At 68.8% G+C, this 13508-nt stretch carries 8 protein-coding genes; 2 read left to right on the top strand and 6 right to left on the bottom strand.

Annotation, left to right across the window (positions count from 1 at the left end; translation table 11 throughout):
* Positions 1 to 6 precede the first annotated feature (6 nt).
* The 6 genes from KV110_RS34565 to KV110_RS34540 form a co-directional block, all read right to left on the bottom strand.
* Entirely contained in the window at positions 7 to 3780 is a 3774-nt protein-coding gene (locus KV110_RS34565) for a multifunctional oxoglutarate decarboxylase/oxoglutarate dehydrogenase thiamine pyrophosphate-binding subunit/dihydrolipoyllysine-residue succinyltransferase subunit (protein ID WP_218471340.1), read from the bottom strand.
* Positions 3781 to 3939: 159 nt separating this feature from the next.
* On the bottom strand, positions 3940 to 7545 hold the full coding sequence (locus KV110_RS34560) for an ABC transporter ATP-binding protein (RefSeq protein ID WP_246634162.1): 3606 nt from the start codon (positions 7543 to 7545) through the stop codon (positions 3940 to 3942).
* Between the two features lie 132 nt (positions 7546 to 7677).
* Positions 7678 to 8460 carry an ABC transporter permease gene (locus KV110_RS34555; RefSeq protein WP_218471338.1) on the bottom strand — a complete coding sequence of 261 codons (783 nt, stop codon included), beginning with the start codon at positions 8458 to 8460 and terminating at the stop codon, positions 7678 to 7680.
* Positions 8457 to 9458 carry an ABC transporter ATP-binding protein gene (locus tag KV110_RS34550; protein WP_218471337.1) on the bottom strand — a complete coding sequence of 334 codons (1002 nt, stop codon included), beginning with the start codon at positions 9456 to 9458 and terminating at the stop codon, positions 8457 to 8459. The genes KV110_RS34555 and KV110_RS34550 overlap by 4 nt, the downstream gene beginning before the upstream one ends.
* Positions 9455 to 10186, bottom strand: a complete 732-nt coding sequence (locus KV110_RS34545; RefSeq protein ID WP_218471336.1) for a hypothetical protein — start codon at positions 10184 to 10186, stop codon at positions 9455 to 9457. The genes KV110_RS34550 and KV110_RS34545 overlap by 4 nt, the downstream gene beginning before the upstream one ends.
* Before the next feature lie 98 nt (positions 10187 to 10284).
* Positions 10285 to 11307, bottom strand: a complete 1023-nt coding sequence (locus KV110_RS34540; protein ID WP_218471335.1) for a glutathione S-transferase family protein — start codon at positions 11305 to 11307, stop codon at positions 10285 to 10287.
* A gap of 38 nt (positions 11308 to 11345) precedes the next feature.
* On the opposite strand from KV110_RS34540, the gene KV110_RS34535 reads away from it, so the two are divergent.
* Together KV110_RS34535 and KV110_RS34530 are read left to right on the top strand one after the other, a co-directional pair.
* Complete coding sequence (locus KV110_RS34535) at positions 11346 to 12140, top strand: enoyl-CoA hydratase/isomerase family protein (protein WP_218471334.1); 795 nt, start codon at positions 11346 to 11348, stop codon at positions 12138 to 12140.
* Between the two features lie 92 nt (positions 12141 to 12232).
* Positions 12233 to 13507, top strand: coding sequence for a class I adenylate-forming enzyme family protein (locus tag KV110_RS34530; protein WP_218471333.1), 1275 nt, complete (start codon positions 12233 to 12235; stop codon positions 13505 to 13507).
* The last annotated feature ends 1 nt before the right edge of the window (position 13508 follow it).

Raw genomic sequence — 13508 nt, 5'->3', positions numbered from 1 at the left:
TAGGGACTAGCTGGTCGGCTCGAAAGCTTCGGCGACGATCTCCGCCTGCTCCACCGCGTGCACCTTGCTGGACCCCGAGGAGGGGGCCGACATGGCGCGGCGGGAGATGCGGCGCAGTTTGCCGAGGCGGTCGGGCAGAACCTCGGGGAGGTTCAGGCCGAAGAAGGGCCAGGCGCCCTGGTTGGCCGGTTCCTCCTGGACCCACGCGATGTCGGTGGCGTTGGGGTAGCGGTCGAGCGACTCGTTCAGGCGGTAGGTGGGCAGCGGGTAGAGCTGCTCGATCCGCACGATCGCGACGTCCTCGCGCTTCTGCTTGGCCTTCTCCGCGGCCAGCTCGTAGTAGAGCTTGCCGCTGGTCATCAGGATCCGCTTGACCTTGCTGCGGTCGCCGATGCCCTGCTCGTAGGCGGGCTCGTCGAACACCGAGCGGAACTTGCTCTCGGTGAAGTCCTTCAGATCCGACACGACGGCCTTGTTGCGCAGCATCGACTTCGGAGTGAAGACGATCAGCGGGCGGCGGATGCCGTCCAGCGCGTGGCGGCGCAGCAGGTGGAAGTAGTTCGCCGGGGTGGACGGCACGGCGACCGTCATCGAGCCCTCGGCGCACAGCTGCAGGAACCGCTCGATCCGGCCGGAGGTGTGGTCCGGACCCTGGCCCTCGTGGCCGTGCGGCAACAGCAGCACGACGTCGGAGAGCTGGCCCCACTTGGCCTCACCGGAGGAGATGAACTCGTCGATGATGGACTGCGCGCCGTTGACGAAGTCACCGAACTGCGCCTCCCACAGCACGAGTGCGTTCGGGTTGCCCAGCGAGTAGCCGTATTCGAAGCCGACGGCGGCGTATTCGCTCAGCGCCGAATCGTGCACCGCGAACCAACCGGGGTTGGTGCTGCCGATGTTGTGCAGCGGGGTGTACTCCTCGGCGGTCTTGCGGTCGATGATCACCGCGTGCCGCTGGGTGAAGGTGCCGCGCCGGGAGTCCTGACCGGTCAGGCGCACCGCACGACCCTCGTCGATCAGCGTGCCGAAGGCCATCAGCTCGGCGAAGGCCCAGTCGACCTTGCCCTCGTAGGCCATTTCACGGCGCTTCTCCAGCACCGGCTTGACGCGCGGGTGCACGTTGAAGCCGTCGGGCACATTCAGGAACGCGTCGCCGATGCGTTGCAGCACCGCCTTGTCCACGGCCGTCTGCACGGTGGTCGGCACCCGCTGGTCGTCCTCGACCGACTCGCTCGGTTCCGGGGTGTACTTCTCCAGCTCGCGGACCTCGTTGAAGACCCGTTCCAGCTGGCCCTGGTAGTCGCGCAGCGCGTCCTCGGCCTCTTTCAGCGAGATGTCGCCACGGCCGATCAGGCTCTCGGTGTAGGCCTTGCGCACCGAGCGCTTGGTGTCGATGACGTCGTACATCGACGGCTGGGTCATCGACGGGTCGTCGCCCTCGTTGTGGCCACGGCGCCGGTAGCAGACCATGTCGATCACGACGTCCTTGCGGAACTTCTGCCGGAAGTCGACCGCGAGCCGGGCCACCCAGTCGCAGGCCTCCGGGTCGTCGCCGTTCACGTGGAAGATCGGCGCGCCGATGAACTTCGCGATGTCGGTGGAGTATTCGGTGGAGCGGCTGTTCTCCGGGGCGGTGGTGAAGCCGATCTGGTTGTTCACCACGATGTGGATGGTGCCGCCGACCCGGTAGCCGCGCAGGCCGGACATGTTCAGCGTCTCGGCGACCACACCCTGACCCGCGAACGCGGCGTCACCGTGCAGCATCAACGGCATGACGGAGTAGCCCTCCTGGCCGTCGCCCTTGTCCAGCAGATCCTGCTTGGCGCGGACCAGGCCCTCCAGGACCGGGTCGACCGCCTCCAGGTGCGACGGGTTGGCGGTCAGCGAGACCTCGATCTCGTTGTCGCCGAACATCTGCAGGTAGGTGCCGTGCGCGCCGAGGTGGTACTTCACGTCGCCGGAGCCGTGCGCGCCGGCCGGGTTCATGTTGCCCTCGAACTCGGTGAAGATCTTCGAGTACGGCTTGCCGACAATGTTGGCAAGCACGTTCAGCCGACCGCGGTGCGGCATGCCGATGACGACCTCGTCGAGCCCGTGCTCGGCGCACTGGTCGATGGTCGCGTCCATCATCGGGATGACGGCCTCGGCGCCTTCCAGCGAGAAGCGCTTCTGCCCGACGTACTTGGTCTGCAGGAAGGTCTCGAAGGCCTCCGCCGCGTTCAGCCGGTTCAGGATGTACTTCTGCTGGGCGACAGTCGGTTTGACGTGCTTCTGCTCGACCCGCTCCTGGATCCACTGCAGCTGTTCGGTCTCCAGGATGTGGGTGTACTCCACACCGACGTGGCGACAGTAGGCGTCGCGCAGGACCGAGAGGACCTCGCGCAGCTTCATCTGGTCCTGGCCGTGGAAGCCGCCGACGTTGAAGGTGCGGTCCAGGTCCCACAGCGTCAGGCCGTGCTGGGTGACGTCGAGGTCGGGGTGGCTGCGGAACTTGTCCTTGACCAGGCGCAGCGGATCGGTGTCCGCCATCAGGTGGCCGCGGTTGCGGTAGGCCGCGATCATCTCCAGCACGCGGGTGCTCTTGTCGACGCCGCGTTCGCGAATGTCCTTGCGCCAGCGCACCGGCTCGTACGGCACGCCGAGGCCGTGGAAGATCTCGTCGTAGAACTCGTCGGAGATCAGCAGGTTGTGGATGGTGCGCAGGAAGTCACCGGACTCCGCGCCCTGGATGATGCGGTGGTCGTAGGTGGAGGTCAGCGTCATCAGCTTGCCGACGCCGATATCGGCGATGCGCTCGTCGCTCATGCCCTGGAACTCGGCCGGGTACTCCATCGCGCCCGCGCCGATGATGGCGCCCTGTCCCGGCATGAGGCGGGGCACCGAGTGCACGGTGCCGATGGTGCCGGGGTTGGTGAGCGAGATGGTGACGCCGCTGAAGTCGTCGGCGGTCAGCTTGGCGTCGCGGGCGCGGCGGACGATGTCCTCGTAGGCGGTGTGGAACTGACCGAAGGTCATCGCCTCGGTGCCCTTGATGGCCGCGACGACCAGCGACCGGCTGCCGTCCTTGCCGGGCAGGTCGATGGCGAGGCCGAGGTTGGTGTGCGCGGGGGTGATCGCGTTCGGCTTGCCGTCGATCTCGGCGAAGTGCCGGTTCATGTTCGGGAACGACTTGACCGCCTGCACGATCGCGTAACCGAGCAGGTGGGTGAACGAGATCTTGCCGCCGCGAGTGCGGGCCAGGTGGTTGTTGATGACCAAGCGGTTATCGATCATCAGTTTGGCCGGGATGGCGCGCACGCTGGTCGCGGTCGGGATGGTCAGCGACGCGGCCATGTTCTTGGCCACCGCGGCCGCGGCGCCACGCAGCACCTTGGCTTCGTCGGCCACGTTGTCGGTCTTCGGGCCACCGGAGGTAGGCGCCGCGTTGGAGGTCGGCGCGGGCGTGGTCTGCGGTGCGCGCGCGGTGGTCTTGGCCGGCGCCGGTGCCTTCGCGGGCGCCGCGGCCTTGGCCGGTGCGGGGGCGGCGGCCTTGGGGGCCGAGTTCACCGACGCGGGAGCCGGAGCCGGGTTCGGCGCCTGCGCGGGAGCGGCCGCGGCCGGAGCGGCCTGGCTGTTACCGGAATCACCCGTGGCTTCGGGCGTGTAATCGGCGAGGAACTCGTGCCAACTCTCATCGACCGAAGATGGATCCTGTTTGAACTTCTGATACATCTCATCGACTAGCCACTGGTTCTGTCCGAACTGGGAAGTTGAGCTGCTCACAGCAGGTGTTCGCCTCATTTCATTTCGCGCTGCGACGTTTGTGACGTGCCCGGCACTCCGTAGCGACTGCTTGCAGGTCGCTCGAAAGGACCAGCATCAGCGGATGCGCGCCGATGCGCCCTATCTGAGGATAGGCCCAGCAGCAAACCGACGGAGCGACTGACCACCCGACAAACCTCACCTCATAGAAGACGACTTGTCCGTTACCGAGAATATTCCCCCGGTTTCCCGTGCCGCTGCCCACAGTCGGGCATACCCGCCGCCGGCGGCAAGCAACTCGGCGTGGGTGCCGATTTCGGCGATCCGGCCGTGCTCGACGACGGCGATCCGATCGGCCCGCGCCGCCGTACCGAGCCGGTGTGCGACGAGGACGGTGGTCCGGCCGCGGGTCAATGATCGACTCGCTGCCAGCACCGCTGCCTCGGCGTCCGGGTCGAGCGTAGCCGTGGCCTCGTCGAGCAGTAACAAGTCGGGGCGCACGAGTTCGGCGCGAGCCAGCGCGATCAGCTGGCGCTGACCCGCGGACAGGCCGCGTCCGCGTTCGCCGACCGGCTGGCGCATACCGAGCGGAAGTGCGGCGATCATGTCGGTCGCCCCGACGGCCGCGGCGGCTTCGGCGATGTCGGCTTCGGTCGCGGCAGGTTTCCCGAACGCGATATTGCTGGCGACGTCGCCGCTGAACAAATGAGCTTCCTGCGGGACGATGCCGAGGCGGGCGCGGAAATCGGTGAGACGGTAATCACGGATATCGATGCCGTCGACGAGGATCGCGCCGGTTCCGTCCGGCGGCAGGTCGTACAGGCGGGCCAGCAGCTTGACGATGGTCGACTTGCCCGCACCGGTGGGGCCGACCAGCGCGAGGGTCGAACCGGGCGGGATGTGCAGCGATACGCCGTCGAGGGCGCGAACCTCGCTGCGCGGATAGTGGAACCGCACATCGTCGACGGTGACCTCGCCACGAAGGCCGTTGTCGATCGACCGGGCGTCCGGCGCGTCGGCGGCGATGGAGGAGGGCGTACGCAGCAGTTCGCCGATCCGTCGCAGGCCGACCCTGGCCTGCTGGTAGCCGTCGAACACCTGGGACAGTTGCAGGATCGGCCCGAAGAGCAGCTGTAGGTACAGCACGAAGGCGATCAACGTGCCCGCGGTCGTGCGGCCGCTCGCCACCTCGCGGGCGCCGACGAACACCACCGCGGCCAGTGCCAGATCGGCCCAGGCGATCACGAAGGCGAAGTAGGTCGCGATGGCCCGTTGCGCGCGCATCCTGCTGTTGCGGTAGCGCTGGGAGTATTCGCCGAAGCGGCGGGCCGAGCGCGGCTCGTGCCGGTTGGCCTGCACGGCGCGCAGGCCGCTGACGTTCTCCTGGAAGTCCGCGTTGACCGCCGAAACATGTTCGCGCGACACGGTATAGGCGGTGGATGAGACCCGCCGGAACAGCGCCGTCGCGAGCAGCAGCACCGGCAGCGCCAGCAACACCACCGCCGCCAGCGAGGCATCGATGACCAGCAGCGCCACCGCGATGCCGACCAGGGTCAGCCCGCCGATCAGGGTGGTCGCGACCCCGGTCTGCAGGAAGGTGGACAGCGCGTCGATGTCCGTGGTCATCCGGGTCATGATCCGGCCGGAGAGCTCGCGCTCGTAGTAGTCGAGGCCGAGCCGTTGCAGGTGGGCGAAGCTGCGCACGCGCAGGGCGTAGAGCACGCGTTCACCGGTGCGCGAGGTCAGCACCGTGGTTGCCGCGCCGACCGCCCAGCCCGCCGCCACCAGCACCGCGCCGATCACCGCCGCGCGGCCGAGGGCCGAGGGCTGGTCGCCGAGCACACCGGTATCGATGGCGTAGCGCACCAGCGGTGGGAAGGCGATGCCGATGATCGCGTCCAACGCGAGAAGTGTGATCACCGCCAGCACCAGCCAGCGGACCGGCCGTAACATCCTCAGGAACCGGAATTCCGGGTCGGGCAGGCGAATTCGTTGCTCATCCAGGCCGGGTTGCTCGGTGGCGGGTGGCAGGCGTTCGATGGTGCGGCGCAGTTCCGGCGTCTCGCTCAGGTCTGCCGCCGCGCTGCCCGGACCGCCGCCGAGTCGAGCCGGTACCGGCCGGGCGATCGGGGTATCGGTGATCGGCACGTGCCCGGTGGGTGCGGGCAGGTGGATCACCCGATCCGCGTGGGCGAGCGTGGATTCTCGGTGCGCCAGGATCAGCGTGGTGCGCCCGCCGTCGTCGGGCAGTGCGCCGAAGATCGCCGCTTCGGTGACCGCGTCCACTGCGGAGGTGGCATCGTCGAGCACCAAAATGCGCGGACGGGCCAGCAGCGCCCTGGCCAGCGCGATGCGTTGGCGCTGCCCACCGGACAGCGTCAATCCCCGCTCGCCGACCACCGTGTCGTAGCCGTCGGGCAGTTCGGCGATGAAGTCGTCGGCCGCGGCGGACTTCGCGGCTTGCCGGATCTCGGCGTCGGTGGCCTCCGGTCGGCCGAGCGCGATATTGGCGGCGATGGTGTCGGAGAACAGGAACGGATCGTCGAAGACGACACCGATCGCCGCGCGGAGGTCCGCCGCGCGTACATCGGCGATATCTACCGAAACAGGTTGTGCGCCGGGAGTTTCGGAACCGAACAGGCGGATGTTGCCGGAGTCGGGCGCGTAGAAGCGGGGGAGCAGCAGCGAAAGCGTGGATTTGCCGGAACCCGCGGGGCCGATGATCGCGACCGTCTCACCGGGTCTGATCCGCAAGTCCAGCTCGCGCAGAATCGGCTGATCGGGATCGAAACCGAAGGTGACCGAATCCATTTCGACGCCGAGCGGGCCGTCCGGCAACTCGACCGGCGTCGCCGGATCCGCCACCACCGGGGCAGTGTCGATCACCTGGTACACCCGCTCGGCCGCCGCACGGGTCAGCTGCGCCATGATCACCACCGACGCCATGGTTCGGGTCGTCGCGGTCATGGTGGCGACGTAGGCGGCGAATGCGAGGAAGGTGCCGATGCCGATCACGCCGTGCACCGCGAGCAGTCCGCCGAGCGCGATCACCGCGACCATCCCGGCTTGCGGGATCGCCGACAGACTCGGCGCGAACCGTGAGTCGATGGCCGCCGCGCGCATCCGTTCGGCGTAGAGCGTGCGGCCCTGCCGTTCCAGCAGTTCGACCATCCGCGCTTCCTGCCCGAACCCCTTCACCACCCGCACGCCGGTGACCGTCTCCTCGACGTGCTGCGCGACCTCCGCCGCCCGCTGCTGCGCCGACCAGGTCGCCGCGTACAGCCGGGGCCGCATGCGATACACCACCACCGCGATCGCGGGCACCACCAGCAGCGCCACCGCCGCGAGCGGCGGCGACAACCACACCATCACCGCGGCGGCCAGCAGAAATTGCAGCAACGCCATCCCGGAGAGCGGCACCATCGCCAGCAATCCCTGCACCAGTTGCAGATCGGTGATCGAGCGGGACACCACCTGTCCGGTCCGCAGCGCGTCCTGTCCGGCCCCGTCCAGTTTCTGCAGCGATCCGAGAATGTCCAGCCGCAACGAGTGCTGCACGTCCAGCGCCAACCGCCCGGCCAGCAGCCGCCGCCCGAACGCGGCGACGAACCGGCCCACCGCCAGCAGCGCGAGCAACATGGCGACGGTTCCGATCACCTCGGTGTCACCGACCCCCGCAGCATCGACGGCCCGCTTGGTGAGCAACGGACCCGCGACCTCGACCAACGCCCCGACGACCAACGCGACCGCGATACCTACGAGCGTTCTGCCGTGCAGCCGACTCTCGGCCCACAGCCTGCGCATCCACCCCACTCGACCCCCCACGCCCGAGTTCGTCAGCTTGCCCCTCTCACCTACCCACGCCACACCCATCGACCATAACGACGCTCACCGACACGCCGTTTGTTCCGCGAGGGGGCCAGCGCCCGCACCGGCTCAGAGGTCGCGCTGGCGCAGGTTCCACCAGGCCGCGCCGCCGATGCCGATGGTCCACAGCAGCAGGACGACGATCGCGGCGGGCGTGGGAGCGAGGAAGTCACTGTCGGGGTAGGAGCCGACGGCGACGGTGCTGACGGTGGCGGAGCCGGGGAAGAGGGTGACCAATCCGCTGGCACCGACACCATGGGCGACCAGCCACAGCAGCGGTTCGACGACGACGAGCCAGCCGAGCACGATCGTGATGGCGGTCGACGACGACCGCAGCAGCAGGCCGAGTCCCGCGCCGATCAACGACCAGCAGACCGCGGCGAACAGTCCGCCGCCGAGCACGGCCAGCAGATCCAGGCCGAAGTCGAATTTGCCGCGGCCGAAAGCGAAGAGCGCCAGCAGCGAAACCAGCTCGATGGCGAGTGCGGCCGCCACCGCGAACACGCCGGTGACGAGAAGTTTCGCGGCGGCGAGCCGGTCGCGGTCCGCGGTGAACAGCGCGGTCATCGGCATGGTGTGGTGGCGGTACTCGGCGCCGCTGCCGATCGCGCCGAACACAGCGGCGGCCAGGATCACCACGGCGAGGCCGACGTACAGGCCGACCGTCGCGGTGCCGGTGATGGGTTGACCCTTGGGATCGGCCTTGCCCGCCATGATCGCGGTGGCCATGCTCGCGACGAGAGCGACCACCAGCGGCACCCCGAGGAGGATCCGGTGCGCCGGGAGCGTGGTGACCTTGCGAACCTCCGAGCTGACGGAGGGCACGAGCTCCGGCGGCAGAATCGTGATCATCGTGGAATCCCGTAGGGCATCGGCGTCGGATGATGGGCTGGCCCGGCGAGGCCGGGATAGGGCGCCGGACTCGGGGGTCTGGTCAGTGCGGCGAGCACCCGGTCGGGATGGATCAGGTCGGGGACGATGCTGTCCAGCCGCACCTGTGCCGCCGCCGCGGCGTCCCGGATATCGGCTTCGGTCGCCTCGGCCACCGCCAGCCGACCGTCCGGCCGGATCACAGCGTCGATGAACCCGCGCGCGGCCAGCGTGGTCGCCAGCGCGATGGGGGTGGAGGCCGCGACGACGAGGCGATCGGGATGACCGCGCCGCAGCCGGGCCGGACTGCCCTGATACACCACCGCGCCCTCGTTCAACACGATCACCTGGTCCGCACCGGGCAGTACCGCCGCGAGGCTCTCGCTGGTCAGCAACGCACTGCCGCCGCGGGTGGTGTGCCTGCGCAGAAAGTCTTGCAGCCAGCCACGTTCCGCGGCGTCGAGGCCGTCCATCGGTTCGTCCAGGATCAGCAGCGGCGGATCGCCGAGCACGGCCGTAGCCAGTGCCAGCCGAGTCTGCTGCCCGGTCGACAGGGCGCTGCCCTTCGTCCCCGCTGCCTCGGTGAGCCCGACGAGCTCGAGTACCTCCGCGACCCGTCCGTCCGGCACTCCGACCGCCGCCGCGTACACCTTCAGATGGTCGCGCGCGGTCCGGCTGGGATGCAGTCCGCGCGGCGCGAGCACCCCGCCGACGATGCGGGCCGAGCCGATGTCCCGCTCGGCATTGTCACCGCGGGCCCGGTTCGACCCGGGCCCGGCGACCGCCGCTGTCCCCGAGGTCGGTTCGAGCAGTCCGAGCAGGGTCCGTGCGATGGTCGTCTTGCCCGCACCGCGCGGCCCGACCAGGGCGGCGGTGCTGCCGGACGCAACCGTGAAACTCACGTTCTCGACGGCGGAAACCAGACCGTATCGCTTGGTCAGGGCGCGGACGGAGAAGGCGAGCGGAGGCACTGCGGTCACTGTGGCGTGGTGGGCGATTGGGGCTTCGTCGGGTCGATCGCGGTGAACGGTTCGGCGTCGACGATGAGGTGCCGGTCGGCGGGCCAAACCACCGGTGGCGGCCCGAACGCCTCGCGGGCGTTCTTGATCGTGGTCTTGCCCATCGTCCGGTTGCCGACGCCGCCGATCACCGCACCGATACCGGCGGGCACCACCTTGCCCGCCATCAGCGCGGCGCGGCGGGTGATGAAGCGAACGATGAACCGCTTGAGCAGCGAGTCATTCATGGAGGAGAGTCCGGGGATCCGATTGGCGAACACCGTGCCCCAGTTCTTCGCCGAGGTGCCCACGGTCTTCTGGACGATCTCCATCCCGCCCTCGCCGAGGACAACGGCGAGCACCAGCGCCCTGCGCTGCTCCCGGTCCTCCGGCGAGATGCCGTGCACGGCCGCGACCGCGAGGGTGAACACGGCGGAGGCCTCCATGAAGAAGGTGGTCTCCGCGCTGACCGCGGCGATGGCCGCGACCGTGCCGACGCCGGGCACCGCCGCCGTCGCACCGACGGCGCTGCCGCTGCCGGTCACCGCGAGCAGGTACTGCTTTTCCAGGCGCTCGATGATCTGCGCGGGACTCTCCGACGGGTGGGAGCGCCGAATTCGGTCGACATACTTGGCGACCGCGGGTGCCTGCAGGCGAGACCCCGTATCGAGTAGCTGGACCACCGTCTTCTCGAACGCGCCTTTAACCATCGGCGGCACCCTCCTCTTCCGGTCTGCTGGTTGAACTGTAGGACACAGTCCACCACCAACTCGTCATGACAACGATGTACCCAGCCTGATCGGTTCCATCAGTCCGGTTGGCGCAGCGCGGGCACCCGTTCGGTCAGCGGGGGCGGGGGCGGCGGGGTGCCGTCGCCGAACGGGCGGCCGCCCAACGCTTCCCGGCCGTGCGGGGTGAGCCAGTTCGTCAGATCCGGTCCCTTGGGCACGATCCCGGTCGGGTTTATGTCGGTGTGCACCACGTAGTAGTGCGTCTTGATCTGCCCGAAGTCGATGGTGTCGCCGAAACCGGGTGTCTGGTAGAGGTCGCGGGCGTAGGCCCACAGCACCGGCATCTCGCTCAGCTTGGACCGGTTGCACTTGAAGTGCCCGTGATACACCGGATCGAACCGCGCCAGCGTGGTGAACAGCCGCACGTCGGCCTCGGTGATCGTGTCGCCGACCAGATAACGTTGCGCCGCAAGCCGTTCCGAGAGCCAGTCCAAGCGGTTGAAGAGTCGATCGTAGGCGGGCTCGTAGGCATCCTGCGACCCGGCGAAACCGCAGCGGTAGACGCCGTTGTTGACGTCGCGGAACACCGCCTGGTTCACCTCGTCGATCTCGGCGCGCAACGCCTCGGGATACAACTGCGGCGCGCCCGGCCGGTGGAACGCGGTCCACTCGGTGGCGAAGTCGAGCGTCAGCTGGGCGTAGTCGTTGGTTACCACTTGCCCGGTCGGCACGTCGACGACCGCGGGCACCGTGATGCCGCGCGGATAGTCCGGAAAGCGCGCCAGATACGCGTCCCGCAGCCGGGGAATACCGAGTACCGGGTCTACGCCGCCGGGATCGAGATCGAAGGTCCAGCTGAGCTTGTCGTGCGTCGGCCCGCACAATCCCAGCGAGAGCACGCTCTCCAGCCCGAGCAGGCGGCGCACGATCAGCGTGCGATTCGCCCATGGGCAGGCCCTGGCCGCGACCAGCCGGTAGCGACCCGGCTCGACCGGGTAGCCGTCGCGGCCGTCGGCCGTGATCCGCGTGGTGATGTAGTTCGTATCTCGCTTGAACTCGCCGGGCTCGACGTAGGAACCGCTTTCCACCGACTTGGTCACCCGAACAGTCTCGCAGATCGAGGCCCTAGTCTGACGAAATGACTGAAACGAAGGCCACCCGCCTGGAACGGGAAATCACCGACGGTGGCGCCGAGGTGGCGACGCTGACGCTGGCCCATCCGCCGCTGAACCTCTTCGACCGGGCGATGCTGGACGCGCTGATCGACGACATCGCCGAACTGTCGGCCAACCCGCCGCGCGCGGTGCTGCTGCGCGCCGAGGGCAAGCTGGTGTCCGGCGGTGTCGACGTGCACGTCTTCGACGGGTTGTCGGTCGAGCAGGGCGCCGAACTGTGGCGCACCCTGTTCGCGCAGATCATTCACCCGGTGGAGGCGCTGCCGTGCCCGGTGGTGTTCGCCGCGCACGGCCTGACCCTGACCGCCGCCTTCGAGATCGCGCTGGCCTGCGACATTATTCTGGCCGCGCCGAAGGCCAAGTTCGGTCTGGTGGAGACCGTCGTCGGGCTGACGCCGTCGATGGGCGGCCCGCAGCGGCTAGCCGAGCGCGCGGGCTCGGGCCGGGCACGGGAATTCGTGATGACCGGCGATCTGTACCCAGCGGCGACCATGGCGGAGTGGGGCGTGGTGAACGCCGTGCACGACGATGTCGACACTGCCGCAAGGGAATTGACGCACCGTCTGGCGCAGGGCCCGACCGTGGCACACGCGGCGACCAAGAAGATCATCGAGGCGTGGCGCTCCGGTGGTGTGGCGCACGCGGATTCGGTGACGCCGGAGGTGTCCGGCGCGCTGTTCGACACCGCGGACCTCAAGGGCGCGGTGCGCAGCTTCCTCGAGGTCGGTCCGGGGAAGGCGAGCTACACCGGGCGGTGACAGCTAGGACACGTTGATCGCCTCACCCGGCTAAAATGTGACTCGCGTCATATAGTCGCAGTGCCTGCTGACTCGAGGCGCGCGGAGGACGGATGTCGCAGTTGCTTGTCGAATACCCATGGTCACGTCCGCATGCCCGGGATACCCCGCTGGCGCGCGGGGCCGACGGAGTGTTGCGCTATGGCAACCTCACCCCGGCGCTCACCGAGCTACTCGACCTGCAGGTGCACGCGTTCTCCACCCGCGAGGCCGTGGTCGAGGTCGGCGGCCCGCGGCTCACCTACCGGGAGCTGTGGCACTCGGCCTCCCGGATCGCGGGCGGGTTGCAGGAGCACGGCATCGGCTACGGCGACCGGGTCGCCGTGCACATGCCCGCCGGTGTGCGCTGGGTGCAGGCGTTTCTCGGTGCGCTGCTCAGCGGCGCGGTACCCGTGCTGGTGCACGACGGCTTACCGGACGCGGTGGCCGAGCGGGTGATCGCCGACAGCAGCGCCGATTTCGTGCTGGGCCGGGAAATCGCGCGCGGCGCCGAATTACCCGACGGCGCCGCCTTCATCGATGACGGTGCGGCACTGGGTGATCTGGCGCTGCTCAGCTATACCACCGGCACCCCGCTCTGTACTACTGCCGCGCCCAAGGGTGTTGAGCTGACCAACGAAAACCTGCTGTCGGCAATACGTTCGGTGGTCGCCGCGCTCGACCTACCGACCGACGGCCTGCGCAATCTGGTGTTGCTGCCACTCGCCCACGCCAGCGGCTGCGTCGATCAACTGTTACCGACCTTCGCGGTCGGCGGCACCGTCGTTCTCGCCAGGGACACCCGTGGCCTCGCGGAAGCCATTGTGGCCGAACGGATCGACATGGTGTCGGCGACGCCGCGAATCTTCGCGGGCCTGCTGCCCGAACTCGACGGGTTGCGCGGCGAAGGTCTGCGCACCGAGGGCATCACCCGAATCAGCAAGGCCGGGCACCGGGCCGAACGGGCCGCGGCCCCGGCCACCCCCGCGGACCTGGCCGCCGAACTGCGCGAGATGTTCCCCTCGGCCCGGCAGTGGTCCATCTGGGGCGCCACCGAAACCAGCGGCATCGGCCTCGCGGTCGACGACGCGGCCGAGTCGGAGCACACCGTCGATACCGACGCGGTGCTCGGATTCCCGTTCGGCGGAACGGAATTGGCGCTATGGGGACCGAAGGCGCAGACCGGCCACGGCGAACTGCTGTGCCGCGGCCCGAATGTCGCCCCGCGCTACTGGAACGACCCGACCACCACTGCGGCCCGCTTCACCGGAACCTGGTTCCACACCGGCGATCAGGTCACCATCGACGCCGATGGTCTGGTGCGCCGCGGCCCGGCTCAGGACGAATGAC

This window comes from Nocardia iowensis (assembly GCF_019222765.1).
Taxonomy (GTDB): Bacteria; Actinomycetota; Actinomycetes; order Mycobacteriales; family Mycobacteriaceae; genus Nocardia; species Nocardia iowensis.
The sequence above is the reverse complement of the archived record's forward strand: the minus strand, read 5'-3'. Positions and strand labels throughout refer to the sequence as shown.

Excerpts from the sequence above, each read along its gene's own strand:
- KV110_RS34565 (WP_218471340.1), bottom strand. The coding sequence starts at position 3,780 with ATGAGGCGAACACCTGCTGTGAGCAGCTCAACTTCCCAGTTCGGACAG.
- KV110_RS34560 (WP_246634162.1), bottom strand. The coding sequence starts at position 7,545 with ATGCGCAGGCTGTGGGCCGAGAGTCGGCTGCACGGCAGAACGCTCGTA.
- KV110_RS34555 (WP_218471338.1), bottom strand. The coding sequence starts at position 8,460 with ATGATCACGATTCTGCCGCCGGAGCTCGTGCCCTCCGTCAGCTCGGAG.
- KV110_RS34545 (WP_218471336.1), bottom strand. The coding sequence starts at position 10,186 with ATGGTTAAAGGCGCGTTCGAGAAGACGGTGGTCCAGCTACTCGATACG.
- KV110_RS34535 (WP_218471334.1), top strand. The coding sequence starts at position 11,346 with ATGACTGAAACGAAGGCCACCCGCCTGGAACGGGAAATCACCGACGGT.
- KV110_RS34530 (WP_218471333.1), top strand. The coding sequence starts at position 12,233 with ATGTCGCAGTTGCTTGTCGAATACCCATGGTCACGTCCGCATGCCCGG.